At 72.5% G+C, this 25,141-nt stretch carries 24 protein-coding genes; 10 read left to right on the top strand and 14 right to left on the bottom strand.

Translation table 11 applies throughout. The annotated features are described in order from the left end of the window. Nucleotides 1–20: 20 nt before the first annotated feature. Genes dop through LBW97_RS11280 form a run of 4 tightly spaced genes read right to left on the bottom strand, consistent with a single transcriptional unit; the run spans nt 21 to nt 3,186 of the window. Nucleotides 21–1,526: a depupylase/deamidase Dop gene (gene dop / locus LBW97_RS11295; protein ID WP_224499470.1), complete on the bottom strand. Its 1,506-nt coding sequence runs from the start codon at nt 1,524–1,526 to the stop codon at nt 21–23. Between the two features lie 42 nt (nt 1,527–1,568). After that, the gene (locus LBW97_RS11290) at nt 1,569–2,540 is read right to left on the bottom strand and encodes an NAD(P)-dependent alcohol dehydrogenase (protein ID WP_224499469.1); all 972 of its coding nucleotides are present in this window, start codon (nt 2,538–2,540) and stop codon (nt 1,569–1,571) included. After that, the gene (locus LBW97_RS11285; RefSeq protein WP_224499468.1) at nt 2,537–2,764 is read right to left on the bottom strand and encodes a helix-turn-helix transcriptional regulator; all 228 of its coding nucleotides are present in this window, start codon (nt 2,762–2,764) and stop codon (nt 2,537–2,539) included. Before LBW97_RS11285 ends, LBW97_RS11290 begins: the two co-directional genes overlap by 4 nt. Further along, a complete protein-coding gene (locus LBW97_RS11280; RefSeq protein ID WP_224499467.1) occupies nt 2,758–3,186 on the bottom strand; it encodes a hypothetical protein in 429 nt (142 codons plus the stop codon). The genes LBW97_RS11285 and LBW97_RS11280 overlap by 7 nt, the downstream gene beginning before the upstream one ends. 129 nt (nt 3,187–3,315) lie before the next feature. Between LBW97_RS11280 and LBW97_RS11275 the strand changes: the two genes are divergently transcribed. Next, nucleotides 3,316–4,173 (top strand): hypothetical protein, encoded by an 858-nt coding sequence (locus LBW97_RS11275; protein ID WP_224499466.1) that lies wholly within the window; start codon nt 3,316–3,318, stop codon nt 4,171–4,173. A 61-nt stretch (nt 4,174–4,234) separates the two neighbouring features. On the opposite strand, the gene arc is transcribed toward LBW97_RS11275, so the two are convergent. Both arc and LBW97_RS11265 read right to left on the bottom strand, forming a co-directional pair. After that, complete coding sequence (arc, locus tag LBW97_RS11270) at nt 4,235–6,013, bottom strand: proteasome ATPase (protein ID WP_224499465.1); 1,779 nt, start codon at nt 6,011–6,013, stop codon at nt 4,235–4,237. Between the two features lie 106 nt (nt 6,014–6,119). Continuing rightward, nucleotides 6,120–7,103, bottom strand: a complete 984-nt coding sequence (locus LBW97_RS11265) for a tRNA (adenine-N1)-methyltransferase (protein ID WP_374489798.1) — start codon at nt 7,101–7,103, stop codon at nt 6,120–6,122. A gap of 95 nt (nt 7,104–7,198) precedes the next feature. On the opposite strand from LBW97_RS11265, the gene LBW97_RS11260 reads away from it, so the two are divergent. Continuing rightward, the gene (locus tag LBW97_RS11260; RefSeq protein WP_224499464.1) at nt 7,199–8,152 is read left to right on the top strand and encodes a PD-(D/E)XK nuclease family protein; all 954 of its coding nucleotides are present in this window, start codon (nt 7,199–7,201) and stop codon (nt 8,150–8,152) included. Between the two features lie 56 nt (nt 8,153–8,208). Further along, nucleotides 8,209–8,670, top strand: coding sequence for a hypothetical protein (locus tag LBW97_RS11255; protein WP_224499463.1), 462 nt, complete (start codon nt 8,209–8,211; stop codon nt 8,668–8,670). A gap of 99 nt (nt 8,671–8,769) precedes the next feature. Here the strand turns inward: LBW97_RS11255 and LBW97_RS11250 are convergent, their stop codons facing one another. Further along, the gene (locus tag LBW97_RS11250) at nt 8,770–9,471 is read right to left on the bottom strand and encodes an HAD family phosphatase (protein WP_224499462.1); all 702 of its coding nucleotides are present in this window, start codon (nt 9,469–9,471) and stop codon (nt 8,770–8,772) included. Between the two features lie 188 nt (nt 9,472–9,659). Here LBW97_RS11250 and LBW97_RS11245 point away from each other — a divergent pair, with 188 nt between their 5' ends. Continuing rightward, the gene (locus LBW97_RS11245; protein WP_224499461.1) at nt 9,660–10,646 is read left to right on the top strand and encodes a diguanylate cyclase; all 987 of its coding nucleotides are present in this window, start codon (nt 9,660–9,662) and stop codon (nt 10,644–10,646) included. Nucleotides 10,647–10,653: 7 nt separating this feature from the next. Here LBW97_RS11245 and LBW97_RS11240 read toward each other — a convergent pair whose 3' ends face one another. Together LBW97_RS11240 and LBW97_RS11235 are read right to left on the bottom strand one after the other, a co-directional pair. Next, complete coding sequence (locus LBW97_RS11240; protein ID WP_224499460.1) at nt 10,654–11,343, bottom strand: class F sortase; 690 nt, start codon at nt 11,341–11,343, stop codon at nt 10,654–10,656. Nucleotides 11,344–11,427: 84 nt separating this feature from the next. Then, nucleotides 11,428–12,204 carry a hypothetical protein gene (locus LBW97_RS11235; protein WP_224499459.1) on the bottom strand — a complete coding sequence of 259 codons (777 nt, stop codon included), beginning with the start codon at nt 12,202–12,204 and terminating at the stop codon, nt 11,428–11,430. Nucleotides 12,205–12,389: 185 nt separating this feature from the next. Between LBW97_RS11235 and LBW97_RS11230 the strand changes: the two genes are divergently transcribed. Together LBW97_RS11230 and LBW97_RS11225 are read left to right on the top strand one after the other, a co-directional pair. Further along, nucleotides 12,390–12,950 carry a copper resistance CopC family protein gene (locus tag LBW97_RS11230; RefSeq protein WP_224499458.1) on the top strand — a complete coding sequence of 187 codons (561 nt, stop codon included), beginning with the start codon at nt 12,390–12,392 and terminating at the stop codon, nt 12,948–12,950. After that, nucleotides 12,947–14,320, top strand: coding sequence for a copper resistance D family protein (locus LBW97_RS11225; protein ID WP_224499457.1), 1,374 nt, complete (start codon nt 12,947–12,949; stop codon nt 14,318–14,320). The genes LBW97_RS11230 and LBW97_RS11225 overlap by 4 nt, the downstream gene beginning before the upstream one ends. A gap of 87 nt (nt 14,321–14,407) precedes the next feature. Here LBW97_RS11225 and metH read toward each other — a convergent pair whose 3' ends face one another. Beyond that, a complete protein-coding gene (metH, locus tag LBW97_RS11220; RefSeq protein WP_224499456.1) occupies nt 14,408–18,211 on the bottom strand; it encodes a methionine synthase in 3,804 nt (1,267 codons plus the stop codon). A gap of 216 nt (nt 18,212–18,427) precedes the next feature. Between metH and LBW97_RS11215 the strand changes: the two genes are divergently transcribed. Then, nucleotides 18,428–19,297 (top strand): PAC2 family protein, encoded by an 870-nt coding sequence (locus LBW97_RS11215; RefSeq protein ID WP_224499455.1) that lies wholly within the window; start codon nt 18,428–18,430, stop codon nt 19,295–19,297. A gap of 73 nt (nt 19,298–19,370) precedes the next feature. On the opposite strand, the gene LBW97_RS11210 is transcribed toward LBW97_RS11215, so the two are convergent. Further along, nucleotides 19,371–20,417, bottom strand: a complete 1,047-nt coding sequence (locus LBW97_RS11210; RefSeq protein WP_224499454.1) for an HD domain-containing protein — start codon at nt 20,415–20,417, stop codon at nt 19,371–19,373. After that, complete coding sequence (gene mshC / locus LBW97_RS11205) at nt 20,414–21,667, bottom strand: cysteine--1-D-myo-inosityl 2-amino-2-deoxy-alpha-D-glucopyranoside ligase (protein ID WP_224499453.1); 1,254 nt, start codon at nt 21,665–21,667, stop codon at nt 20,414–20,416. Before mshC ends, LBW97_RS11210 begins: the two co-directional genes overlap by 4 nt. Before the next feature lie 75 nt (nt 21,668–21,742). Between mshC and LBW97_RS11200 the strand changes: the two genes are divergently transcribed. Beyond that, nucleotides 21,743–22,459 (top strand): maleylpyruvate isomerase family mycothiol-dependent enzyme, encoded by a 717-nt coding sequence (locus LBW97_RS11200; protein ID WP_224499452.1) that lies wholly within the window; start codon nt 21,743–21,745, stop codon nt 22,457–22,459. A gap of 64 nt (nt 22,460–22,523) precedes the next feature. Beyond that, the gene (locus tag LBW97_RS11195; protein WP_224499451.1) at nt 22,524–23,039 is read left to right on the top strand and encodes a hypothetical protein; all 516 of its coding nucleotides are present in this window, start codon (nt 22,524–22,526) and stop codon (nt 23,037–23,039) included. Nucleotide 23,040: 1 nt separating this feature from the next. Here the strand turns inward: LBW97_RS11195 and LBW97_RS11190 are convergent, their stop codons facing one another. After that, nucleotides 23,041–23,433 (bottom strand): VOC family protein, encoded by a 393-nt coding sequence (locus tag LBW97_RS11190; RefSeq protein ID WP_224499450.1) that lies wholly within the window; start codon nt 23,431–23,433, stop codon nt 23,041–23,043. Between the two features lie 125 nt (nt 23,434–23,558). Here LBW97_RS11190 and LBW97_RS11185 point away from each other — a divergent pair, with 125 nt between their 5' ends. Then, nucleotides 23,559–24,374, top strand: a complete 816-nt coding sequence (locus tag LBW97_RS11185) for an acyltransferase (protein WP_224499449.1) — start codon at nt 23,559–23,561, stop codon at nt 24,372–24,374. A 16-nt stretch (nt 24,375–24,390) separates the two neighbouring features. Here LBW97_RS11185 and LBW97_RS11180 read toward each other — a convergent pair whose 3' ends face one another. Beyond that, a complete protein-coding gene (locus LBW97_RS11180) occupies nt 24,391–25,140 on the bottom strand; it encodes an SCO1664 family protein (protein WP_224499448.1) in 750 nt (249 codons plus the stop codon). Between the last annotated feature and the right edge of the window lies 1 nt (nt 25,141).

Raw genomic sequence — 25,141 nt, 5'->3', positions numbered from 1 at the left:
TGCGTCTGTGGACGAGGCGGTCAGGGCCCGGTGATCGTGTCGACGAGCTCCTGCGCCGTCGCCGAGGCCTCGAAGAGCGCGCCCACGTGCTCCCGCGTCCCGCGCAGCGGCTCCAGCGTCGGGATGCGGACCAGGTTCTCCCGCCCCAGGTCGAAGACGACCGAGTCCCACGAGGCGGCCGCAACCTGTGCCGGGAACCGCCGCAGGCACTCCCCGCGGAAGAACGCCCGGGTGTCCCCCGGCGGCGACGTCATCGCCCGGGTCACCTCGTCGTCCGTGAGCAGGCGCTGCATCGCCCCGCGCGCGACCAGCCGGTTGTAGAGCCCCTTCTCCGGCCGCACGTCGGAGTACTGCAGGTCCACCAGCCGCAGCCGCGAGTCGCCCCACTCCAGCCCGTCACGCGAGCGGTAACCCTCCAGCAGCCGCAGCTTCGCCGGCCAGTCCAGCCGGTCGGCCAGCCGCATGGGATCGGCCTCGAGGTCGTCGAGCACGCTCGCCCACGTGGTCAGCACGTCGGCGGTCTGCTCGTCGCCCTCCCCCTGCCGCTCCACGAAGCGGACGGCTGCCTCCAGGTAGATCCGCTGCAGCTCGATCGCGGTCAGTTGCCGTCCGTCGCGCAGTCGCACGCGGTGGGTCAGCGACGGGTCGTGGCTGACCGCCTGCAGTTCGCGGACCGACTCCTCGAGGGAGAGGTCGCTGGGCAGGGCGCGCGCCTCGATCATCGCCAGCACCAGCGACGTCGTCCCGACCTTCAGATAGGTCGCGAGCTCGGCCAGGTTCGCGTCGCCGATGATCACGTGCAGCCGACGGTACTTGTCCGCGTCGGCGTGCGGCTCGTCGCGGGTGTTGATGATCGGCCGCTTGAGCGTCGTCTCCAGGCCGACCTCGACCTCGAAGAAGTCCGCCCGCGAGGAGAGCTGGAAGCCTGGGGTCCGGCTCTCCACGCCGATGCCGACCTTGCCCGAGCCGGCGAACACCTGACGGGTCACGAAGAACGGGATCAGGCCGCGGATGATGTCGATGAACGGCGTCTTCCGGTCCATCAGGTAGTTCTCGTGAGCGCCGTAGGAGGCGCCCTTGCCGTCGGTGTTGTTCTTGTAGAGCTGGATGGGCTGCGTGCCGGGGATGCGCGCCGCGCGGCGGGCCGCCTCGGCCATCACCAGCTCCCCCGCCTTGTCCCACAGGACGATGTCCCGCGGGGACGTGACCTCCGGCGTCGAGTACTCGGGGTGCGCGTGGTCCACGTAGAGCCGGGCTCCGTTGGTCAGGATGACGTTGGCCATCCCGTGGTCCTCGTCGAGGTCGTTGTGGTCCAGCGCCTGCGCCGGGGTGAGGTCGAAGCCACGGGCGTCGCGCAGCGGCGACTCCTCCTCGAAGTCCCACCGCGCGCGACGCGGGGTCGGCGCCTCGGCCACCGCCCAGGCGTTCACCACCAGGCTCGACAGCGTCGTGGGATTCGCACCCGGCTGTCCCGGGACCGAGATCCCGTACTCCACCTCGGTGCCCATGACCCGCCGGACGCTCATGGCCCAACCCTAGGCGGGCGCGGTGCGCCGCCGCCCACCCCGCTAGCCGACCGAGACGACCGCCTTGCCGCGGATGCGCCCCTCCCGGAGGTCGCGGATGGCCTGCGGTGCGTCCGCCAGGGGGTACACCCGGTCCACGGCCGGCCGCACGGCGCCGCTGCCCACGAGCTCGGCGAGGGTCTCCAGGTCCGGCGTCCGGGTGAGGGCGAAGAAGAACCGCAGACGGTGGCGGACGACCGTCGACAGCAGTGCCGCCCGGAGGTTCCGGCCCATCCCACCGGTGAGCCGGTCCCCGCCCTCTCCCCCGACGATGACGAGCGTGCCGCGAGTGGTGAGCACCCGCCGCAGCCGGCCCAGCGGGCGGTTGCCCGCGATGTCCAGGACCAGGTCGTAGCGCTCCGGGGCGTCCGTGGGGTCGGTGACCGTGTAGTCGACCACCTCGTCGGCCCCGAGCGATCGGACGACCTCGACCTTCGAGGTGCTGCAGACCCCGGTGACGTGGGCCCCGAAGGCCTTGGCCAGCTGGACGGCGTAGGACCCCACCCCACCGCCGGCGCCGATCACGAGCACCCGCTGACCGGCCTGCACGCGCCCCTGGTCCCGCAGTGCGCGGAGGGCGGTGACGGCGGAGGTCGGCAGCGCCGCGGCCTCCTCGAAGGTCGTGCCCGCCGGCTTGCGGGCCAGCCGGTCCTCCCGGACGGCGGCGTACTCGGCGAACGTGCCGTTGCCCGTGCCGAAGACCTCCTCACCAGGCCGGTACGCGGTGACCTCGCTGCCGACGGCCACGACCACCCCGGCGACGTCCATGCCCCGCACCCGCGTCCGGGGCGCGCGCAGCCCCAGACCGAGGCGGGCGAGGTACGGCAGCCCGGTCATCGCGTGCCAGACGCCGAGATCCACACCCGCCGCCCGGACCCCCACGAGCACGTCGCGGTCCCCGAGGACGGGCCGGTCGACGTCCTCGAACCGCAGCACGTCCGCCGAGCCGTAGCTGTCCTGCACGATCGCCTTCATCGGTCTTCTCCGTCCGGGTACTGGAACACCTCGTCGAGCGGAGCGCCCAGGGCCTGGGCGATCCGGAATGCCATCTCCAGGGACGGCGAGTAGCGGCCCTGCTCGATCGCGATGACCGTCTGCCGGGTGACCCCGACGCGGTCGGCGAGCTCCGCCTGGGTCATCTCCTCGCGCGCGAACCGCAGCGCACGGATCCGGTTGGTGACGCTGGTCGGCTTCACCACGGCTGGAACCCCCACCGGTAGGCGGCGATCTTCGCGACGGAGCCGAGCACCGCCGAGAGCACGAAGGCCAGGTAGATCGCATTGGCGATCCAGAAGTGGTCGGCCTCGACCATCGACAGCACCAGCGCGCCCACTCCGCCGATGACCAGGAAGGACTGTCCGACGTACTCGCCGAACCGGTGGATCTCCCGGTCACGCTGGTCCTTCGTCCCGGCGTCCTGCCGAGCGGTCATGGCCAGCGGGATCTGCAGCACGATGTTCGCGACGATCGCCGCGCCGATGCTCCAGAGCAGGGCCGCCACGTACGGGGCGCCGGCCACGTCCCCGGCCCCCGTCCCGCCGAGCACGACGATCACGTAGGCCGCGTAGGCGCCGATCGACACCAGGGCCATCAGCCAGGCCCGCTTCTCCTGGAACGCCACGTCGACCTCCGATGTCAAAGATGTTGGACATGGGAAACGTAAGCCAGACCTGACATCAGGTCAAGGATTTTTTACACGTCGCAGGAGTCGCCGAGCCTTCGTCGGCACCAGTCCGGGAAGGATGGACGCATGCGGCCGCCCCTGGGACTTCTGCTCGACGTCGACGGGCCGATCGCGAACCCCGCCACCCGCACCGTGGCCCCGGAGCTGCTGGACCACCTCGCTGCGCTCCTCGCCGCCGGCGTCCCGGTGGTCCTCAACACCGGCCGCTCGGTCGACTTCGTCCTCGAGCACGTGCTCGGGCCATTGGTCGCGGCCGGGCTGCCGGAACGGGCCCGGCTGCACGCGGTGTGCGAGAAGGGCGGCGTCTGGACGATGGCCCACCCGGACGGCGTGGACGCACCCCGGACCGACCCCTCGCTACGGGTTCCGGACGCCGGCCACGCCCTGCTGCAGGCGCTCGCGGCCAGCTACCGCGACGCCCTGTTCGTCGACGTCAGCAAGCAGGTCATGGCCACGGTGGAGGCGCGCAGCGACATCCCGCCCGGGCACTTCCGGGTGCGGCAGGCCGCCTTCGAGGCGGAACTCCTCGCCGGCCTCGTCGACGCCGGCCTGGGGGTGCGGCTGGGCGACGATCGGTTCCCCGACCGCACCGGCGAGACGCCCTGGCGGATCGACGCCACGGTCATCGCCACCGACATCGAGGCGTCCTCGTCGGGCAAGGCCCTAGGCGCGCGACGGGCGCTGGACCTGCTCGCGGCCGACGGGCCCCTGCCCACCGCCTGGCACTCGGTCGGGGACTCGCGCTCGGACTACGACATGGCCGACCACCTCCACCGGCACGGGCACGCGGTGACCCACGTCCACGTCGGGGCCGTGCCCCCGCTGCGCGATCGCCCCTATCCCGTCGTCACCGTGCCGGGCATGGTCGACGACGAGGCCGGCGCCGCCCACCTGCGCGCGGTCCTCGCCGGGCTCTCCCGCTGACGCCGAACGCCCGGCCCCGCGGGTGCGGGACCGGGCGCTCAACTGCCTCAGACGTACGGCCTCAGAGGTACTGGCCCGTGTTCGTGGCGGTGTCGATGGCGCGGCCGGACTCGTTGCCCTTGCCGCTGATGAGCGTGCGGATGTAGACGATCCGCTCGCCCTTCTTGCCCGAGATCCGCGCCCAGTCGTCGGGGTTGGTCGTGTTGGGCAGGTCCTCGTTCTCCTTGAACTCGTCCACGCATGCCTGCATGAGGTGGCCGACCCGCAGACCCGACGTCCCGGTCTCCAGGTGCTCCTTGATGGCCATCTTCTTGCCGCGGTCGACGATGTTCTGCAGCATCGCGCCGGAGTTGAAGTCCTTGAAGTACAGGACCTCCTTGTCACCGTTGGCGTAGGTGACCTCGAGGAAGCGGTTCTCCTCGCTCTCGGTGTACATGCGCTCGACGGTGCGCTGGATCATCCCGGCGATGGTGGCCTCGCGGCTGCCGCCGTGCTCGGCCAGGTCGTCGGGGTTGATCGGCAGCGACGTCGTCAGGTACTTGCTGAAGATGTCGCGCGCCGCCTCGGCGTCCGGACGCTCGATCTTGATCTTCACGTCGAGCCGGCCGGGCCGCAGGATCGCCGGGTCGATCATGTCCTCGCGGTTGGAGGCGCCGATGACGATGACGTTCTCCAGGCCCTCGACGCCGTCGATCTCGCTCAGCAGCTGGGGCACGATCGTCGACTCGACGTCGGAGGAGACGCCCGACCCGCGGGTGCGGAAGATCGAGTCCATCTCGTCGAAGAACACGATGACCGGCGTGCCCTCGCTGGCCTTCTCGCGCGCCCGCTGGAAGACCAGGCGGATGTGCCGCTCGGTCTCGCCGACGTACTTGTTGAGCAGCTCCGGGCCCTTGATGTTGAGGAAGTAGGACTTCCCCTGGCTCCGGTCGGAGTCGCCGTTGAGTGCGGCCACCTTCTTGGCCAGCGAGTTCGCCACCGCCTTGGCGATCAGCGTCTTGCCGCACCCGGGCGGGCCGTACAGCAGGATGCCCTTCGGCGGCCGCAGCTCGTAGGTGCGGAACAGGTCCGCGTGCAGGAACGGCAGCTCCACGGCGTCGCGGATCTGCTCGATCTGCCGGGACAGACCCCCGATGTCCTCGTAGTCGATGTCAGGGACCTCTTCGAGGACGAGCTCCTCGACCTCGCTCTTGGGGATCCGCTCGTAGACGTAACCCGAGCGGCTCTCCAGCAGCAGCGAGTCGCCGACGCGCAGCGGCTGGCCGGCGAGGGAGTCGGCGAGGTAGACCACGCGCTCCTCGTCGGTGTGGCCGATGACCAGCGCGCGCTGGGTGACGCCGTCGACCGGCTCGAGCAGCTCCTTGAGCATGACGACGTCGCCCTGGCGCTCGAAGGACCGCGCCTCGACGACGTTCATCGCCTCGTTGAGCATGACCTCCTGGCCGGGGCGCAGCTCGGCGACCTCGACGTTCGGCGACACCGAGACGCGCAGCTTGCGACCACTGGCGAAGACGTCGACCGTGCCGTCGTCGTACCGGGTCAGGAAGACGCCGTAGCCGGACGGCGGCTGACCGAGCCGGTCGACCTCCTCCTTGAGCGTGATCAGCTGCTCGCGGGCGTCCCGCAGCGTGCTGGCCAGCTTGTCGTTGCGCTCGGACAGGAAGGCCGCTCGCCCTTCCGCCTCGCCGATCCGTTCCTCCAGCGCGCGCACCTGGCGCGGGCTGTCGGCCACCTTGCGGCGGAGCAGTCCGATCTCCTCCTCGAGGTAGGAGATCTGAGTGAGCAGCGCAGCGACATCACGCTCGCGCCGCGCGTTCGTCTCGTCAGGACCCAGGCCCATCACGCACCTCCGGGCTTTCGGGGGAGCCAGGACGCAAATCTATACACGCGCGACGACAGTTCGCCGTCGCCTCGCCAAGCCCGTCCCCGGGTGCTAGGCCCCCGGTTCAGTGCTTCTGGGCGCGGCGCTGGCGGATCGGGGCGACGGTGCCCTCGGCCAGCCGCCGGGCGGTGACCAGGAAGGCCGTGTGGGCGACCATGCGGTGCTCGGGGCGCACCGCGAGGCCGACCGCGTGCCACGGGCGCAGCAGCGACTCCCAGGCGTAGGGCTCGGTCCAGACGCCCTGCGCCCGCAGCGCCTCCACGTACGTCGACAGCTGGGTGACGGTGGCGACGTAGCCCACCAGCACCCCGCCCGGGCGCAGCGCGGCAGCCACGGTCGGCAGCACGGCCCAGGGCTCGAGCATGTCGAGGACGACGCGGTCGACGGTCTCCTCGGCCGGGTGGTCGGCGAGGTCGCCGAGACGCAGGTTCCAGTTGTCCGGGACCTCGCCGAAGAAGGCGCCGACGTTGCCCCGTGCGACGTCGAGGAAGTCCTCGCGGCGCTCGTAGCTGGTGAGCGAGCCCTCCGAGCCGACGGCGCGCAGCAGCGAGCAGCTCAGCGCGCCCGAGCCGGCACCGGCCTCCAGCACCCGCATGCCGGGGCCGACGTCGCCGAAGCCGACGATCTGGGCGGCGTCCTTGGGGTAGATGACCTGCGCGCCGCGCGGCATGGAGAGCACGTAGTCCGCGAGCAGCGGGCGCAGGGCCAGGTAGCCGGTGTTCGCCGTCGAGTGGACGACGGAGCCCTCGGGGGCGCCGATCAGGGCGTCGTGCTCGATCGCGCCGCGGTGGGTGTGGAACTGCTTGCCCGGCGTCAGGACGATCGTGTGCAGGCGCCCCTTCGGGTCGGTGAGCTGCACCCGGTCGCCGACGACGAACGCGCCCTCCACCGGCTCGGCCCGCTGGGCCGGGACCTCGTCCTCCAGGTCCTCCGGCGCGGTGGAAGGACCCTCCTGCCCCCCACCGCTCGCAGGCTCGCGGCGGGCCCCTGCAGCAGGGCCGTCGGCGGTGATGTCGAGGTCGGGATCGGGTTCGGGCTGGGTGTCCACGGACGGTCAGGGTACGGACGGCGCAGATGTGACCCGGGACGCCGATACGGCGCGGGCGCTCGGAAGTGTCACTGGTGGGATTTAGCCTCGGGCTCATGACGGCGATGGTGCACACCGAACCCCGGGCCGACGGCTCTGCAGCAGCGGTGGAGTCGCCGGTCCTGGAGGCGCAGGCGCCGCGTCGTCCGTCCCTCTCCCCCAGCCGTGCGGCGGACTTCAAGACCTGCCCGCTGCTGTACCGCTTCCGCACCATCGACCGGCTGCCGGAGAAGAAGAGCCCGGCCGCGGTCCGCGGCACGCTCGTGCACTCGGTGCTGGAGCGGCTGTACGACCTGCCGCCCGCCCAGCGGACGCCGGAGGCCGCGCTGGAGCTCCTGGAGCCGGCGTGGGCCGAGCTCCGCGAGGAGCCGGGCGTCGCTGAGCTCTTCGAGTCCTCCGGCGAGGCCCCGGGTGAGGCCGGCGGCAAGGCTCCCGAGCCGCTGGAGTCCTGGCTCGCCTCGGCCGGCAAGCTGGTCGAGAAGTACTTCACGCTGGAGGACCCGCGCCGGCTCCAGCCCGAGGCCCGCGAGGAACTGGTCGAGGTCACGCTGCCCGACGGGCTGCTGCTGCGCGGCTTCGTCGACCGGCTCGACGTCGCCCCGAACGGCGCGCTGCGGGTGGTCGACTACAAGACCGGCTCGATGCCGCGCGAGGCTTTCGAGTCCAAGGCGCTGTTCCAGATGAAGTTCTACGCGTTGGTGCTCTGGCGCACCCGCGGCGTCGTGGCAGCCCAACTGAAGCTGATCTACCTGGGTGGCGCGGGTGACGCGCTGACCTATGCCCCGGACGAGGCCGAGCTGATCCGCTTCGAGCGGACGCTGCAGGCGATCTGGTCGGCGATCGAGCGCGCCGTGGAGACCGGCGAATTCCGGCCCAACAGGTCCCGGCTCTGCGGCTGGTGCGACCACCAGGCGGTCTGCCCGGAGTTCGGCGGCACTCCCCCGCCGTTCCCGGCCGAGGCCGCGGCGGCCGTCGGCTGGCGCACCAGCCTGCAGGTCACGCCCGTCTGAGGCCGCCGATGAGTGTCTCGGGTCGGCGGACGCGCTCGCCGTACGCGCAGCTCGACGTGCTGGTCGAGGCGGTTCGAGCGATGGTCCTCGATGTCGCAGCCGATCTCCCTCCGACGGCCGTCGCCGTGACCGAGCGGGCTGAGCTCTCGGCGTCAGGCACGACGGTGGCCTTCGAGATGCAGCCGCGTACGCCCGGTGCCGCTCGGGTGGAACTGACACCGGACGACGGTGACACAGTGTTCGTCGCCATCGGTGAGCACGGGTGGCTCGAGGTCTTCTTCGGCGAACACGAGTGGTCCGAGCTGATCCCTGCCGTGCGAGACCTGGTCTCTGCCGCCGTGGAGGGGCGGGTTCGTGAGCGTCGTTGGTCTCGGCGCGGCCGAGTGTCGGGCGCGCGCACCGAGCTGCTCGAGGGGACACGCTGGCGGGCTGTCGGGGACGCCGGCCGCGTGCGCCTACGACGCTCCAACCGAGCGGACGTGCACCGGTGCGTGCCGTGGGCCTTCACCGATTCCTGACCCAGAGAACGCGACATTCCCTCGGTCCAGAGCCACTCGACAATGAGGTGATTGACGATGCCGAGCAGCAGGTTCGGCAGTTGCTCAGGGATCCGACGGTCAGGCCGGCGAGAACGCGTGCTCGCCCGCCGCCAGCACCTCGGCAAGAGTGCCGACGTCCGTGCCGGCCAGCGTCTCCACCAGCGTGAGGCCAGGTGCGGGCGGAACCGGCTGCAAGGCCGGCACCCCGAGCACCGCCATCCCCGCCCCGAGTCCCGAGGTCACGCCCACCAGGGAGTCCTCGACCACCACGCAGGACGAGCGGTCCACGCCCAGCGCCGCGGCGGCCTGCAGGTAGGGCGCCGGGTCGGGCTTGCGCGCGGGCACCTCGTCGCCGCAGACGGTGAGGTCGAACGGGTCTCCTTCGAGATCGCGCCGGATGCTGTCCAGCACGATGTCGGCCAGGTGCCGGGGCGTCGTCGTCACCAGAGCGGTGCGGAGCCCGGCCTCGCGAACCGACTCCAGCAGCTCCCGCGCTCCCGGCCGCCACGGGATCCCGGCGGACATGAGCTCACCCGCCCGGTTCTCCACCCAGGTCGCGTCGGCCAGCAGCTGCTCCTCGGTGCGCTCGACGCCGAGGTCGGCGTAGAGCACCTCCATCGAGCGGCGCATGGACGTCCCGACCGTCGCCGCCCGCGCCTCGGGCGACATCACCCCGCCCAGGGAGGCAGCGAGCTCGAAGAGCGCCTCACCCCAGTACTCCTCGGTCTGGACGAGCGTGCCGTCCATGTCGAACAGGACTGCGGCGAGGGTGCTCGGCATCGGGACGGTGCTCTCCTGGAGTGTGCGTGGCCCGGGGGCCGGGGGTGCCAGGCGGTGCGGTCCCCGGCACCCGAGTGTCCCAGCCCGCTCGGGGCGCGAACCACGGCAGCCCCCTCCTGAGGGGTAGGTGCACCGGAAACTGCGGCCGCGCGCTCCAGCACTCCCGGCGCCGGGCCGATTCCGGGCTCGTGAGCACTTCGACGACCGGCACGGCGGCGCGCGACTTCGCGTCCCCGCGGGTCATGGCGCACACCCTGGCGCTGTTCTTCGCCGCCGGCGGGTGTGCCGCCCTCCTGGCCGCAAGCGGCGGGAGCGACGCCGCAGGTCGGCGCTGGGTCGTCGCCGCCGTCGGGATCCTTGCCGTGACGGTGGGCGCTGCCGTGTTCCGCTGGGGCGTCTCCCAGCCGCGCGTCGTCCTGGGCGGTCTGGTCACGCTGGGCTGCATCCTCATCAGCACGATCGTGTGGGTCAGCCCCGACTCGGCCACCGCCGTCGCCTGCGCGTCGATCAGCACGTTCGTCGGGGTCATGGCCTGCTTCTTCGCCGACCGCAGGATCGCCGTGGCCCACGTCGCCACCGCCGTCGGGAGCACTGCCTCTGCACTCCTGCTCCGCGGCGACACCCCGGTCGCGACCGCGGGAGCCCTCGCGGTCGTGGTGGTCACCCTCGCCTCGGTGACCCGCACCCTGGTGATCCGCGCCTCCGACGCCGGAGCCGACGCCCTCACCGGATTGGCGAACCGGCGCGGCTTCGACGAGGCGCTCGATGAGCACACCAGACGCGCAGGCGTCGTCCTCTCGGCCGCTCTGCTGGACCTCGACCACTTCAAGCGCATCAATGACACCTCCGGCCACGAGGCAGGCGACCGTCTGCTGCGCCGGGTCGCCGACAGCTGGCGCGGATCGCTGCCGGCGGGCGCACTGCTCGCCAGGCACGGCGGCGACGAGTTCGCGCTCGTGCTGCCCGGCATGTCCGGCCCGGAGGCCCTGGAGGAGGTGCGCCGGCTGTGCCGCCTGGTCCCCGACGTCAGCGTGTCGGTCGGAGTCGCCGAGCGCTGGGCCGGCGACAGCTCCGCGCAGCTGATGCGCCGCGCCGATCTGGCGCTCTACCGCGTCAAGGCAGACGGGCGCGGCGCCGCGGCTCTGCACACCGAGGCTGCCCGCAACGACGCATGAACCGGCGTCAGGCCGCGCGCGTGTCGACGAGCCGGGCGAAGGCGATGACGTTGTCCTCATAGCTGCGCACCCCGGCGTCGAAGTCGCCACCACAGGTGATCAGCCGCAGCTGCGCGTCGTCGGTGTTGCCGTAGACCTCGATGGTCGGGAACTCGTCCTTGGGATACGTCTCCACGCGGTCGACGGCGAACACCGCCACGGAGCCGTCGGCGCGGGTGACCGTCACCTCGGCACCGGGCTCGAGGGCGCCGAGGTCGAAGAAGATCCCGGGTCCGTGCTCGGCGGAGTCCACGTGCCCGAGGATCGCCGACGGGCCCAGTGCGCCCGGAGCGGGACCGCGCTCGTACCAGCCGGCCTGGTCGTCGGGTCCGAGGGGCGGGACCTCGACGGTGCCGTCGTCGTTGAGCCCGAGGCGCAGCAGGTCGCTGGTCACCCCGATGGACGGGATGCCGATCGACACCGGCTCCGCCACCGGCTCCTGCGCGGGCGCCGCCTCGGTCGCAGGCGCCTCGGTCGGGGTGGGCCCGGCCGGCACGCGGTCAGCGGGTGTCTCCGAGCCGGTCGACGCCGCCGGGCGCGGGGCCTCCTGCTGCCCGGTCACGGCCACCGCGATGGCGACCACCGCCACGAGGACGAGGGCGACGGCCAGCGCCGCCCAGGTACGGGTGCTCGGCCGTCGGCCGCTCTGCTCGCTCACGGGGGTCCTTCCTGGAAGTGGTGGTGCGGGTCGGGGGGCCGGGGGGGGGGGGCCCCCCCCCCCCCCCCCCCCCCCCGCGCCGGATCAGGCCTGCTCGGCCTGACGACGGCGGTAGGCGAGCGCACCAGCGGCAGCCGCACCGGTCAGCGCGACGGCGCCGATGCCGAACGCCGCCTGGTTCTCGGTGCCCGCGGTGCTACCGGCACCGGTCTCGGCGCCGCCCTTGGGCGCGGTGCCCATCTGAGCCGCGGCGAGCGGGCCACAGGCGGCCGGCGCGGTGGCCTCCATGGGCAGCGAGCCGTCGAGGTCGCTCTTGACGTTGCCGTCGTAGGCGCCCGAGCCGTCCTTGTCCACACCGTGGAGCACGATGACAGCGGTGCCGGCCTCGAACGCCGCGTGGACGTCCGGGGTGACCTCGAAGGTGCGGTTGTAGCTGACCGAACCGCCCTCGGCGGCCGGGAAGCGGTCGACGGCCAGACCGCTGTCGGGGCTCGTGTCACCGGTGAGGGTCAGCGAGGAGCCGATGGCGCCGTAGTACTTCGCGGCCTCGCTGACGCTCACGAAGCCGTCGCCGTCCGCGTCGTCCTCGAGCCCGTTGCCGGGGCAGGCGCCCTGGGCGGCGATGTGGAAGTGCTGGGCGTGCGGGGACCCGGCCAGCAGCCCCTTCGCCTCGATCATGACCGTCGCGGTGTTGCCGTCCAGGGTCACCATCCCGGTGCCCGAGGCGCCCGAGGCGTTCACCGAGTTCAGCGTGGCCTGGTAGCTGGTGCTGCCCTCGTGGGCGGAGGCCGTGGACATGGCCATGAGCGGGAATGCCGCGGCGGCGATGGCGACGGTCGGAAGTGCGAATGCCTTGCGCATGGAGTGCTCCTAAGGGGTGGAGGGACCGGGTCAGCGGACGGCTCCCCCGGCGGGAACCGTGTCCCGCCGCCGCTGTGACCCGCCCCTCATTCGGCACCGACCACGGGTTCGGTTCAGTCACGGCTGAAAAAGATCGACAACCGCCCGATCCCAACCGGGATCGGGGTCGGTTCCGAATGCCTGGCATGACCGTTCCGCCCGCAACCGGTGCCGCGCCCGTCCGTCGAGCGATCACGGCCCTGCTCGGCACGGCGGCGAGCCTGCTGCTGCTGGGCATCGGAGCTCCTCCGGCAGCGGCGCACGACGGGCTGGTGAGCAGCAGTCCGGCCGCGGAGGACGCGCTGGCGTCGGGACCGGCCTCGGTGGACCTGACCTTCAGCGCCGAGCCCCTGCCGCTGGGCACCGAGGTCCTCGTCGCCGGTCCGGACGGCGGCACGGTGTCCGATGGTCCCGCCGAGATTCGCGGAACCACCGTCGTCCAGCCGCTGAGCGACGGCCTGCCGGCGGGGGGCTACACGGTCAACTGGCGCAGCACGTCCTCGGACGGGCACCCGCTGTCGGGGGGATTCGGCTTCACCGTCACCGAGGGTTCCGCTGCCGCCCCGTCGCCCGCTGCCGTCGAGGCGGCCGGCGCCGGGTCCGACGCCGGAGCGGGAAGCGGCTTCCCGGCCTGGCCGGTCGCGGGTGCGGCCCTGCTCGCCGGGGTCGCGGTCCTGGCCCTCCGCCGAGTGCGCAGGGCCGCGTGAGCGTCCGAACGCCGGACGTCGCGGCTCCGCAGACCGCCCCGACCCCTGCCCCGTCGGCGTGGGCCCGGCGCCCGGTGCTCGGAGTCGTCGCCGGAGCCGTGGCGCTGATCGGCGTCCTGCTGTGGGCCTACGCCGTCGGTGGCGCCGGTCCGGCAGAAGCATCCGGTCGATCGACGGCCCGGCTGGCCGCCGTGGCCACCTTGGCGTCCCGCGTCACCGCGGTGGGAACGGTCGGCGCGCTCCTCGCGGCCGCGGTGCTCCTGCCCGCTACGGGCGGCCGCCTCTCGCTGGCGGCCCGCCGCGCCTCTGCCGCCGCCGGTGCCTGGGCCGCGGGCTGGGCGGTGGCGACCGGGATCGGTGCCTACCTCAGCACCTCCGTGCTGGTCGGCGTGGCACCGACGTCCCTGCCGTGGACCTCCCTGCAGGTGTTCCTGCTCGACACCGGCGCCGGTCGGTCCGCGCTGGTCGTCGTGGTTCTCACCGCCCTGCTCGCCGCCACCGCCGGCCGTTGCACCACGTCCGCGGCCGCCCGGGTCCTGCTGGCCGGCGGCCTGCTCGCGCTGGTGGTCCCGGTCGTCCTCAGCGGCCACTCCACCAGTGCCGACGACCACCTGGTGGCGGTGACGACGCTCGCCGTGCACGTCACGGCCGCGACCCTCTGGATCGGTGGCCTGCTGGCGCTGCTGGTGCACGGCCGGGCAGAGCCGGCCCGGGCCGCAGCCCGGTTCAGCGGGCTGGCACTGATCTGCTTCCTGGCCACCGCCGTCACCGGCGTGCTGGCTGCGGGGATCCTCCTCGGCGGCACCGGAGAGGTGCTCGCCGCCCTGGGCACGGGCTACGGATGGCTGCTGCTGGCCAAGACGGCGGGGTTGGTCGTGCTCGGGCTCCTCGGCTGGCAGCACCGCCGGCGCACCCTGCCGGAGCTCCGTGCCGGGCGGCCCGGCAGCTTCCGCCGATTCGCCGCCGTCGAGCTGCTGGTCATGCTGGCCACCGTCGCGGTGGCGGTCGCTCTGGCCGCCTCGCCGCCCCCGGCGGCCGGCGCAGCCGGCCCTGGGAGCTCTGCCTCTCCGGCGGCCGCGGTCGGCCCCTCCGCCGACCCCATGGCCGGGCACGACCACGGAGAGCTCTCGGTGGGCGTGCTCGTCGACGAGGAGCGCTTCCACGTCGCCGCGCCGGTGGCCGCCGGGTCGCGGGTGAGCGTGTTCAACGGCACCGATCAGCAGGTGACCATCACCGCGGAGGACGGCTCGTTCGACGTCGTCGTCCCCGGTGGCAGCCTGCTGACCTTCCAGGCCCCGGCGGACCCGGGCGAGTACGGCTTCACCAGCCGGCACTCGCCCGAGTTCACCGACGTCCTCCTGGTGAAGTGAGGGAACGGCCCCGGTGACGGGATGGAACGGCCCGGGTGCAGGGCCCCGCGGTGAGCTTGCGAGCTGCGGGGGGGCACCCGGGTCCTTCTATTCGTTCTCGGTCCGGTAGCCCAGGTTCGGCGAGAGCCACTTCTCCGCCTCGTCGACCGTCCACCCCTTGCGCCGCGCGTAGTCCTCGACCTGGTCGCGCCCGACCCGGCCCAGGACGAAGTACTTCGACTCGGGGTGCGAGAAGTAGAAGCCGCTGACCGCGGCCCCCGGCCACATGGCCAGGCTCTCGGTCAGCTCGATGCCGGCGGTGGCCTCGACGTCGAGCAGGTCCCAGATGGCCAGCTTCTCGGTGTGCTCCGGGCAGGCCGGGTAGCCCGGGGCCGGCCGGATGCCGACGTACTTCTCCGCGATCAGCTCATGGTTGTCGCGCGTCTCGTCCGGCGCGTAGCCCCAGAACTCCTTGCGCACCCGCTCGTGCATCCGCTCGGCGAACGCCTCGGCCAGCCGGTCGGCCAGCGCCTCCAGCATGATCGCGCTGTAGTCGTCGTTGTCCTTCTTGAACGCGGCCACCCGGTCGGCCGAGCCGAGCCCGGCGGTGACGGCGAAGGCGCCGACGTAGTCGGCCAGCCCGGTCTCCTTGGGCGCCACGAAGTCCGCCAGCGACTTGCGCGGCGAGCCGTCGCGGCCCTCGGTCTGCTGCCGCAGCTGGTGCAGCGTGGTGCGGACAGCGCCGCGCGACTCGTCGGTGTAGACCTCGATGTCCTCACCGCCGACCCGGTTGGCCGGGAACAGCCCGAAGACTCCGCTGGCCCGCAGCCACTTCTCCGCCACGATCCGGTCGAGCATCTCCTGGGCGTCGTCGTAGAGCCGCCGCGCCGCCTCGCCGGTGGTCGGGTTGTGCAGGATGTCGGGGAACCGCCCGCGCATCTCCCACGCGTTGAAGAACGGCTGCCAGTCGATGTAGCCGCGCAGCTCCTCCAGCGGGTAGTCGTGGAAGTGCCGCACGAACTGGGTGGCCGCGCCGTCGAGCGCCACGCCGCAGTCCGGCCCGGAGCAGACGTCCTTGGCCTGCTGGAGCAGCATCCGCGGCCGCGGCGGCGTGTAGCCCTCCCAGTCGATCGGTGTCGCCGCGGCGCGCGCCTTGTCGATCGGCAGGAGCTTCCGGCTGTCCTGGCGGGCGGCGTGCCGCTCGCGCAGCTCGGCGTACTCCTGGTCGGTCTTCGCGACCAGCGCCGGGCGCTGCTCGTCGGACAGGAGGGCCGCGACGACCGGAACCGAGCGCGACGCGTCCTTCACCCAGATGACCGGGCCGTGGTACTTCTGCGCCACCTTGACGGCGGTGTGCGCGCGCGACGTCGTCGCCCCGCCGATCAGGAGCGGGATGTCGAAGCCCTGCCGCTCCATCTCCGAGGCCAGGTTGACCATCTCGTCCAGCGACGGCGTGATCAGCCCGGAGACGCCGATGATGTCGGCGCCCTCCTGCTTGGCGGCGTCCAGGATCTTCTGGGCCGGGACCATGACGCCGAGGTCGACGACGTCGTAGTTGTTGCACTGCAGCACGACGCCGACGATGTTCTTGCCGATGTCGTGGACGTCGCCCTTGACCGTGGCCATGACGACCTTGCCGTTGCTGCGCTCGGCGTCGCCGGGCTTCTTCTCCGCCTCGATGAACGGGATCAGGTAGGCGACGGCCTTCTTCATCACGCGGGCGGACTTCACCACCTGCGGCAGGAACATCTTCCCGGCGCCGAACAGGTCGCCGACGACGTTCATGCCGTCCATCAGCGGGCCCTCGATGACCTCGATGGGCCGTCCGCCGCGGGCGGCGATCTCGGACCGCAGCTCCTCGGTGTCGGACTCGACGTCGGCGTCGATGCCCTTGACCAGCGCGTGGGTAATCCGCTCCCCCACCGGCAGCGCCCGCCACTCCTCGGTGGCGACCTCCTTGGCCGAGCCGTCGCCGGCGTAGTCCCCGGCGATCTCCAGCAGCCGCTCGGTGCTGTCGGCTCGGCGGTTGAGGATCACGTCCTCGATCCGCTCGCGCAGCTCCGCCGGCACCTCGTCGTAGACCTCGATGGCGCCGGCGTTGACGATCGCCATGTCCAGGCCGGCCTGGATCGCGTGGTAGAGGAAGACCGCGTGGATGGCCTCGCGCACGGGGTTGTTGCCGCGGAAGGAGAACGAGACGTTCGAGACGCCGCCGGACACCAGCGCGCCGGGCAGGTTCTGCTTGATCCAGCGGGTGGCCTCGATGAAGTCCACGCCGTAGTTCGCGTGCTCCTCGATGCCCGTGGCGACGGCGAAGATGTTCGGGTCGAAGATGATGTCCTCGGACGGGAAGCCGACCTGCTCGGTCAGCACCTCGTACGCCTTGCGGCACACATCGATCCGCCGCTGCAGGTTGTCGGCCTGCCCGTCCTCGTCGAAGGCCATGACGACGACGGCGGCGCCGTGCTTGCGGCACAGCCGGGCGTGCTCGACGAACTCCTCCTCGCCGTTCTTCATCGAGATGGAGTTGACGATCGCCTTGCCCTGGATGTTCTTGAGGCCGGCCTCCATCACCTCCCACTTGGAGGAGTCGACCATCACCGGGACGCGGGAGATGTCGGGCTCGGCGGCGATCAGCTTGGTGAAGCGGTCCATCGCCTCGACGCCGTCGATCATCCCCTCGTCCATGTTGATGTCGATGACCTGCGCGCCGGCCTCGACCTGCTGGCGGGCGACGGCGAGGGCGGCCGGGTAGTCGCCGGCCTTGATCAGGTTCCGGAAGCGGGCCGAGCCGGTGATGTTGGTGCGCTCGCCGACGTTGACGAACAACGACTCCTCGGTGACCGTCAGCGGCTCGAGGCCCGACAGCCGCAGCGCGGGGCGCACCTCGGCCGGAGTACGGGGCGCCTTGCCCTCCACCGCGCCGGCGATGGCCGCGATGTGCGCCGGGGTGGTGCCGCAGCATCCACCGACGAGGTTCACGAAGCCGCTGGTGGCGAACTCCTCGATGATCTCGGCGGTCTCCTCCGGCGACTCGTCGTATTCACCGAACGCATTCGGCAGCCCGGCGTTCGGGTAGCAGGAGATGAACGTGTCGGCGACGCGCGAGATCTCGGCGATGTAGGGCCGCATCTCCTTGGCGCCCAGCGCGCAGTTGAGCCCGACGAGCAGCGGCTTGACGTGCCGCACCGAGTGCCAGAACGCCTCGGTGACCTGGCCCGACAGAGTGCGGCCGGAGGCGTCGGTGATGGTGCCGGAGATGAGCACCGGCCAGCGGCGGCCGCGCTCCTCGAACAGCGTCTCCAGGGCGAAGATCGCCGCCTTGGCGTTGAGGGTGTCGAAGATCGTCTCGATCAGCAGCGCGTCGGAGCCGCCGTCGACCAGGCCGTTGGCCTGCTCGAGGTAGGCCTCGACCAGCTGGTCGTAGCTGACGTTGCGGGCGCCGGGATCGTTGACGTCGGGCGAGATGGACGCCGTGCGGCTGGTCGGGCCGATGGCTCCGACGACGAAGCGCGGCTTGTCCGGCGTGCGCGCGGTCATCGCGTCGCACTCGGCGCGGGCGAGACGGGCCGAGGCCACGTTCAGCTCGTAGGCCAGCTCCTCCATGCCGTAGTCCGACAGCGAGAGCGTCGTGGAGTTGAAGGTGTTGGTCTCGATGAGGTCGGCGCCGGCCTCGAGGTACTCGCGGTGGATCCCGGCGATGATCTGCGGCTGCGTGAGGCTGAGCAGGTCGTTGTTGCCCTGCACGTCGCTCGGCCAGTCGGCGAACCGCTCGCCGCGGTAGCCGGCCTCGTCCGGGCGGTCCCGCTGGATCGCGGTCCCCATGGCGCCGTCGAGGACGAGGATGCGCTGCTGCAGGGCAGCGGTGAGCGCCGCGGTGGCGTCAGGCCGGAGGTTGGGTGAATCGGACACGGCAGATCCCCAGTGGCTCTATCTCGTTGGGCGTGCGGGCTGCGTCCCGGGTGTGGGAGCTCCGTCACCCCGGCGGGCTGGCCCAGGCCTGGGCGTCCCCGATGTCGCGCCCATGGTCTCACCTCCGCCCGCGCGAGCCCAGCAGGCGTGGTGCAGGCGGTCCCCGCGCACCGTCCACCGAGGGCCCGACGCAGGGATCGACGTAGGCTCGCAGGGGTGACCGACCCGATGTCCAGTACCGACGACCTGCCGCAGCTGACCGATCCCGTGGTCGTCGTGGCCTTCGAGGGCTGGAACGACGCGGGCGACGCCGCTACGGGCGCCATCGAGCACCTGGAACTGATCTGGGACGCCAAGCCGCTCGCCGCGCTGGACCCCGAGGACTACTACGACTTCCAGGTCAACCGGCCCACGGTCTCCCAGGTGGGCGGCATCAACCGGCGCATCGAGTGGCCGACCACCCGGATCTCCGTCGCCCGCCCCGAGGGCATGGACCGCGACGTCGTCATCATCCGCGGCATCGAGCCGAACATGCGCTGGCGCGGGTTCTGCGAGGAGCTCATCGAGATCATGGAGGAGCTCGACGCGGCCATCGTCGTCGCCCTGGGCGCGCTGCTCGCCGACACGCCGCACACCCGGCCCACGCCGGTGACCGGCTCGGCCTACGACAGCGAGTCGGCCCAGACCTACGGCCTGGAGGCCAGCCGCTACGAGGGCCCGACGGGCATCCTCGGCGTCTTCCAGGACGCCTGCGTGCAGGCCGGCATCCCCGCGATCAGCTTCTGGGCCGCGGTGCCGCACTACGTCTCGCAGCCGCCCTCGCCGCGGGCCACGGTCGCGCTGTTGCAGCGCCTCGAGGAGGTCCTGGAGATCGCGGTGCCGCTGGGCGCCCTGCCGGTCCAGGCCGACGAGTGGGTCAAGACCGTCGACGAGATGGCCAACGAGGACGAGGAGGTCGTCGAGTACGTGCGCTCCCTCGAGGAGCGCGCCACCGAGGTCGACCTGTCCCAGGCCAACGGCGACACCATCGCCAAGGAGTTCGAGCGGTACCTGCGCCGCCGCGGCGGTACCGCCGGCGGCGCCTGACCCCCATCGACTGTCGGCCTACCGTCGTCTCGATCCGCCTGAGACGACGACATGCCGACACTCGCCGGCGCGGTCAGCGCTCCCCCAGCAGCGGCCGCATCTGCGCGGACGCGTCGGCGTCGAACAGCCGGTCGTAGGTGGTCAGCGCGAAGCGGTCGGTCATCCCCGACACGTAGTCGACGACCTGGGTGAGCACCGGCGCCTCGGTGTCGCGGTAGGTCGCCGGCATCAGCTCCGGGTGCGCCAGGTGGTGGTCGACCAGGCGGCGGATGACGTCGACGGCGACGTGCTTCTGCCCGGCGGCGACGTCGGAGGCGTAGACGCGGGCGAACATGAAGTCGCGCAGCTCGTGCATCGCCTCGAGCGCGTCGGGCGCCATGACCACGCTCGTGCTGCCCGGAGCCAGCGAACCCGCGACGACGGCGTCGATCATCGCCCCGACCATCTCGCTGCCCGGCTGCCCGAAGACGGCGAGCGCGCGGGCCGGCAGGTCGCCGGCGCGGATGACCCCGGCGCGGGCGGCGTCCAGCGCGTCGTGCGAGAGGTAGCCGATCCGGTCGGCGTAGCGGACGCACTCGGCCTCGCGGGTCGCCGGCGGCGGGGAGATCTTCCAGCTGTGCGCGCGGATGCCGTCGCGCACCTCCCAGGTGAGGTTGAGGTCCTCGAGCACCTCGACGATCCGGACCCCCTGGGCGGCGTGGTGCCAGCCGCCTTCGACGTAGGGGTCGAACGCGTCCTCGCCGATGTGGCCGAACGGCGAGTGGCCGACGTCGTGGCCCAGCGCGATCGCCTCCGCGAGGGACTCGTTGAGCCCCAGCGCCCGGGCCAGCGACCTCGCCACCTGGTTGACCTGCAGCGTGTGCGTGAGCCGGGTGACGAAGTGGTCGCCGTCGGGGTTCAGGAAGACCTGGGTCTTGTGCTTGAGCCGGCGGAAGGCCTTGGCGTGCAGGATCCGGTCGCGGTCGCGCTCGAAGGCGGTCCGCAGCGGGTCGTCCGGCTCCGGGCGCGCCCGGCCACGCGTGGCGACGGCGCGGGTGGCGGCCGGTGCCAGCTGCTCCTCGGCCCGCTCGCGGGCGGCGCGGTCGGCCAACCGGAACGGGGCGTCGGGGGCACCGGTCATCCGCAGTCCCCCAGGTCCACGCCCAGCAGCGCGTCCACGGCGTCGCAGATCACCCGGGGTGCCTCCTCCTCGAGGTCCGCTCCTCCGGCCAGGGTCTGCCGCGCCCACTCGTCGACCAGCGCGATGGCGCCGGGGCTGTCCAGGTCGTCGGTCAGCCGCTCGCGCAGCCCGTGCAGCACCGGGCCGGCGGGCGCGCCGGCGTCCAGGGCGACCGCCCGCCGCCAGGTGGCCAGCCGCCCCTCGGCCTCGGTCAGCAGATCGGCGGTCCACGCACGGTCGGTGCGGTAGTGCCCCGACAGCAGCGCCAGCCGGATCGCCATCGGGTCCGTGCCCTCGCCGCGCAGCTTGGAGACGAAGACCAGGTTGCCGCGGCTCTTGCTCATCTTCTCGCCGTCCAGGCCGATCATCGCGGCGTGCACGTAGGCCTGCGCGAACGGCTTGGTGCCGGTCAGCGCCTCGGCGTGCACGGCGGAGTACTCGTGGTGCGGGAAGACCAGGTCGCTGCCGCCGCCCTGCACGTCGAAGGCCATGCCGATGGTGTCCAGGGCGATGCAGGCGCACTCGATGTGCCAGCCCGGCCGCCCGTCGCCGCCGTGCGGGCCCGCCCACGACGGCTCGCCCTCACGGCGGCCGCGCCACAGCAGCGGGTCCAGCCGGTTGCGCTTGCCGGAACGGTCGGGGTCTCCCCCGCGCTCGGCGAAGAAGCCGAGCATCGTCTGCTCGTCGTAGCGGGACTCGCTGCCGAAGCCCGGGGCCTGCGAGATGTCGTGGTAGATGTCGCCGCTGCCGTCGTCCAGCACGTAGGCGAGGCCCGCGTCCAGCAGGCGCTCGATCTGCGCCACGATGCCCGGAATGGCCTCGACTGCGCCCACGTAGTCCTCGGGCGGGAGCACCCGCAACGCCGTCATGTCCTCGCGGAACAGCGCCGTCTCCCGCATGGCGAGCACGACCCAGTCCTCGCCGTCGCGCTCGGCCCGCTCCAGCAACGGGTCGTCGATGTCGGTGACGTTCTGGACGTAGTGCACGGCGTGGCCGGCGTCGCGCCACAGGCGGTTGATCAGGTCGAAGGCCAGGTAGGTGGCCGCGTGCCCGAGATGTGTCGCGTCGTACGGGGTGATGCCGCAGACGTACATCCGCGCCGTGCGGTCGGGGCTGGTCGGGACGACCTCCGCGCGGGCGGTGTCGTAGACCTTGAGTACGGGGCCGGTGCCGGGCAGGGTCGGCAGCAGCGGAGCGGGCCAGGAGAGCACGACACGAGCCTAGAGGCGAGGTCCGACGCCGTCGGCCCGCATGCCCATGCGGGTCATCCGGTCGGAGGGGGCACGATGGAGATCGACGAGTACCTACCTGCCCTGCACCGGGTGGACGCCCGCTTCTCCGACGCCGCGGCCGAGGCCGTCCTGGCCCGCGGGTGGGCGGCGCCGGTGCCCGCCTGCCCGGGGTGGTCACTGGCCGATCTCGTCTGGCACCTCGCCGAGGTCCAGCACTTCTGGGCGTGGGTGGTCCGCACCCGGGCGCAGGACCTCTCGGCCTACACCCAGCCAGTTCGGCACCCCGACGACGAGCTGCTCGGCTACGTCACGGCCCGGAGCGCGGAACTGGAGACGGCGCTCACCGGCGCCGACCCCGCCGAGCAGGTCTGGACGTGGGCGCCGCGGAAGGACATCGGCTTCGTCCTCCGCCGGCAGCTCCAGGAGGCGACGGTGCACACGGTCGACGTCGAGCAGGTGCTGGGCGACGTCCGCCCGATCCCACCGCGCGTCGGCCTGGACGGGATCGACGAGTGGCTGGAGCTGATGGTGCCGGGGGCATTGCCGGACGGGCCGCCCGAAGGCGCCCATCCCGTCGTCCTCCACGCCGTGGATGCCGACGCCGAGCGGACCCTCTTCCCCGGCACCCAGCCCTTCCCGGTCGCCACACTGACCGGCACCGCCGGCGACCTGCTCCTCGCCGTCTGGCATCGGCTGCCGCTCGACGCGCTCACCGTCGACGGCGACGCGGCGCAGGCCGCGGCGATGATCGGCTCGATCCGCCTGGAGTGACTCCCCGGTCCCCCGACGGCGAAAACGGGTTGGACCGCGGGGGCTCCGCACCGACACTCGTCGCGTGCGCATGACGTTCCGGCGGATGGCCGACCGGCGGCCGGTCGAGACGCTGGTCGAGCGGGACGACGGCGTCGTCTTCGCCATGCGCGGCGCCGGCGGGGGCACCGACCTGCCGCACGACCTGGTCCACGCCGTCGTCGAGGCGGAGCTCCAGGTCCGCGACGGCATCTGGGGCTGCGTCGCGGACGGCGTGGTGTGGCGGAGCATGCGGCACGTCTCCGGCCGGCAGCCGCCGCACGCGGCCGAGCGGTCGGAGCAGCTGAAGCGGGAACGTGCAGCCGCCATCCAGCGCGCCGAGGCTCTCGCCGATCTGGTGGGCCGGCTGGCCACCGGGGCCGAGGTGCTGCCGCACGAGGTTGCCGCGGCCAACCACCCGGCAGCGGGCCTGGACGGGGCGGCCCGGGCCCTGCGCGAGGCGTCCGCGCGGTGGACCGCTCTCGCACCCGGGCAGGTGGAGGTGGTCACCTGGACGTCGCTCCCGAGGCGCGCCGCCGGTCGTCGCAGGAGTGGGCGCTGAGCTAGGGCCAGCTCACCGCGTGGCGGTCGAACTCGTCACCCGTCTGGATGCCGATGACGCAGAACACGAGCCCGGCTGGGTCGAGCATCTGCCAGAAAGGGCCGTCCTCGACGTACCGGTGCCGGGTGGCACCCAGCGCCTCCAGCCGGGTCACCTCTGCCTCGATGTCGTCGCTCTCGACGTCGACGTGCCAGCGCGGCGGCGTCCCCTCGCCCGTCCGCTGGATCTCCACGTGCCAGCCATCGGCGAACGAACCGAGTGACGCCCACTTCTCGTCGTCGGCGTCGGGTGTCGCCGGACGACCCGTGGCGCCGGCCCAGAACGCGCTCCCGGCGGCGTGGTGCTCCGGCGGGAGGTCGAGCAGCAGGATCGAGAGGCGGCTGCGATGCGGCATGGCGGCACCGTAGGACCGGCCACCGACACGGTCACACCGCACCCGTCCGACGCACCCGCCCCAGCCGCTGACCGGCACGCGTGTCGCGCCCCGGCGCCCCTCCGCCGGGCGGTGAGCATGCAGGCATGGAGTACGCCGAGGTCCTCGACCTGACCATGGACCTGCTGTGCTCGATGCAGCCGCACATCGCCCTCCCCATCTGCGAGGAGGTCATCCCGCAGCTCGCGGACGACCGCTGGTTCCCCCTGCTGGCCGAGGTCGCCCGCGTCATGGGCGGGGACGGCGACATCGAGGCGCTGCGCATGGCGGAGCGCCGCCTCCCCGGCGCCCGCGCGGCCTTCCTCGCCGACGTCGCCACCGGTGACGAGGCGCGGCTGCGGCGGCTCCGCGCGGCACTGGCCTCGTCGGCCAGGAACGTCGAGGGCAGGGCGCGCGTCAGCCAGCCGACGGTCCTGCACGGCGCCGGCCGGCTGGTGTTCGGGGAAGCGTGCGAGTTCGGGTACGCACGTTCCAAGGGCGCGCTCGACGGGAGCATCACCATCGACTGCCGCGACCCGCGGGCGACCATCAGCATCGGTGCCCGCACCACGGTGAACAACAACTGCGCGATCGTCTCGGAAGGGCCGGTCGGCATCACCATCGGCGAGGACTGCCTGATCGGCACCGAGGTGTCGGTCTACGACTCCGACTTCCACGAGATGGATCCGGCTCTCCGCCGGAAGGCCTCGACGTCCACGGCGCCGGTGGTCATCGGGGACAACGTCTGGCTCGGTGAGCGCTGCATGATCATGAAGGGCGTCACGATCGGGCGCGACGCCGTCGTCGGCGCGTACTCGGTGGTGAACCGGTCGGTGCCGGCCGGCGCGATCGTCGCCGGGATCCCCGCCAAGATCGTCGGGTCGGCCTACCCGGAGAACGCGCTCGCCGAATCCGCTCGCTGACCGACCGGTCAGCGGCTCAGAACGGCGGCCAGGGCAGCGCGGGCCACTCGCCGCTGGGCTCGGGATGCAGCTTGGTGCGCAGCAGGTCGGCCACCCGCCGCTGGGTGCAGCGCACCTCGGTGCGGGTCAGGTGCTCGTGCAGCTGGTCGCCCAGGTCGCCGCGCAGCTCGTCGGACAACCGCTCCAGCACCTCGAGCGCGGCTCCCGGCAGCGGCCGGCCGGCCCAGCGCCAGAGCAGGGTGCGCAGCTTCGGGTCCACCGAGAAGCAGATGCCGTGATCGACGCCGTACACGTGCCCGTCGGTCATCGGGATGATGTGCCCGCCCTTGCGGTCGGCGTTGTTGACCACCGCGTCGAACACCGCCATCCGGCGCAGCGCGGGATCGTCGCGCCGCACGAACTCGGCGAGGTCCACCGACTCGTCGCCGTCCATCCAGAGCTGGACCATGCCGGGACCGAACGGTCCCTCGCGCAGCACGGTCGGGGGCACGACCCGCCAGCCCATCGCCTCGGAGACGAGGTAGGCCGAGATCTCGCGCCCGGCGAGGGTGCCGTCCGGGAAGTCCCAGAGCGGCCGCTCCCCCGCCACCGGCTTGTAGATGCACTCCGCGGTGAATTCACCGCTGCGGATGGTCCCCACCAGCGTCACGTTCGACGCGTCGAGCATCCGGCCCTCGAGGTCGATCTCCCCGGTGCGCAGCAGGTCCAGGGCCTCGGCGTCGTCCGCCGGCGGCCGCAGGTCGGGCTCGGCCGGCTGCTCGCTCACC

Source organism: Blastococcus sp. LR1 (genome assembly GCF_020166105.1).
Taxonomy (GTDB): Bacteria; Actinomycetota; Actinomycetes; order Mycobacteriales; family Geodermatophilaceae; genus Blastococcus.
The sequence above is the reverse complement of the archived record's forward strand: the minus strand, read 5'-3'. Positions and strand labels throughout refer to the sequence as shown.

Bases quoted from the DNA above. Each gene is read 5' to 3' on its own strand.
- arc (WP_224499465.1), bottom strand. From the start codon at position 6,013: ATGGGCCTGGGTCCTGACGAGACGAACGCGCGGCGCGAGCGTGATGTC.
- LBW97_RS11185 (WP_224499449.1), top strand. From the start codon at position 23,559: ATGGAGTACGCCGAGGTCCTCGACCTGACCATGGACCTGCTGTGCTCG.
- LBW97_RS11235 (WP_224499459.1), bottom strand. From the start codon at position 12,204: ATGCGCAAGGCATTCGCACTTCCGACCGTCGCCATCGCCGCCGCGGCA.
- LBW97_RS11275 (WP_224499466.1), top strand. From the start codon at position 3,316: ATGCGGCCGCCCCTGGGACTTCTGCTCGACGTCGACGGGCCGATCGCG.
- LBW97_RS11230 (WP_224499458.1), top strand. From the start codon at position 12,390: ATGACCGTTCCGCCCGCAACCGGTGCCGCGCCCGTCCGTCGAGCGATC.
- LBW97_RS11290 (WP_224499469.1), bottom strand. From the start codon at position 2,540: ATGAAGGCGATCGTGCAGGACAGCTACGGCTCGGCGGACGTGCTGCGG.
- LBW97_RS11260 (WP_224499464.1), top strand. From the start codon at position 7,199: ATGACGGCGATGGTGCACACCGAACCCCGGGCCGACGGCTCTGCAGCA.
- LBW97_RS11200 (WP_224499452.1), top strand. From the start codon at position 21,743: ATGGAGATCGACGAGTACCTACCTGCCCTGCACCGGGTGGACGCCCGC.
- LBW97_RS11210 (WP_224499454.1), bottom strand. From the start codon at position 20,417: ATGACCGGTGCCCCCGACGCCCCGTTCCGGTTGGCCGACCGCGCCGCC.
- LBW97_RS11190 (WP_224499450.1), bottom strand. From the start codon at position 23,433: ATGCCGCATCGCAGCCGCCTCTCGATCCTGCTGCTCGACCTCCCGCCG.
- dop (WP_224499470.1), bottom strand. From the start codon at position 1,526: ATGAGCGTCCGGCGGGTCATGGGCACCGAGGTGGAGTACGGGATCTCG.
- LBW97_RS11250 (WP_224499462.1), bottom strand. From the start codon at position 9,471: ATGCCGAGCACCCTCGCCGCAGTCCTGTTCGACATGGACGGCACGCTC.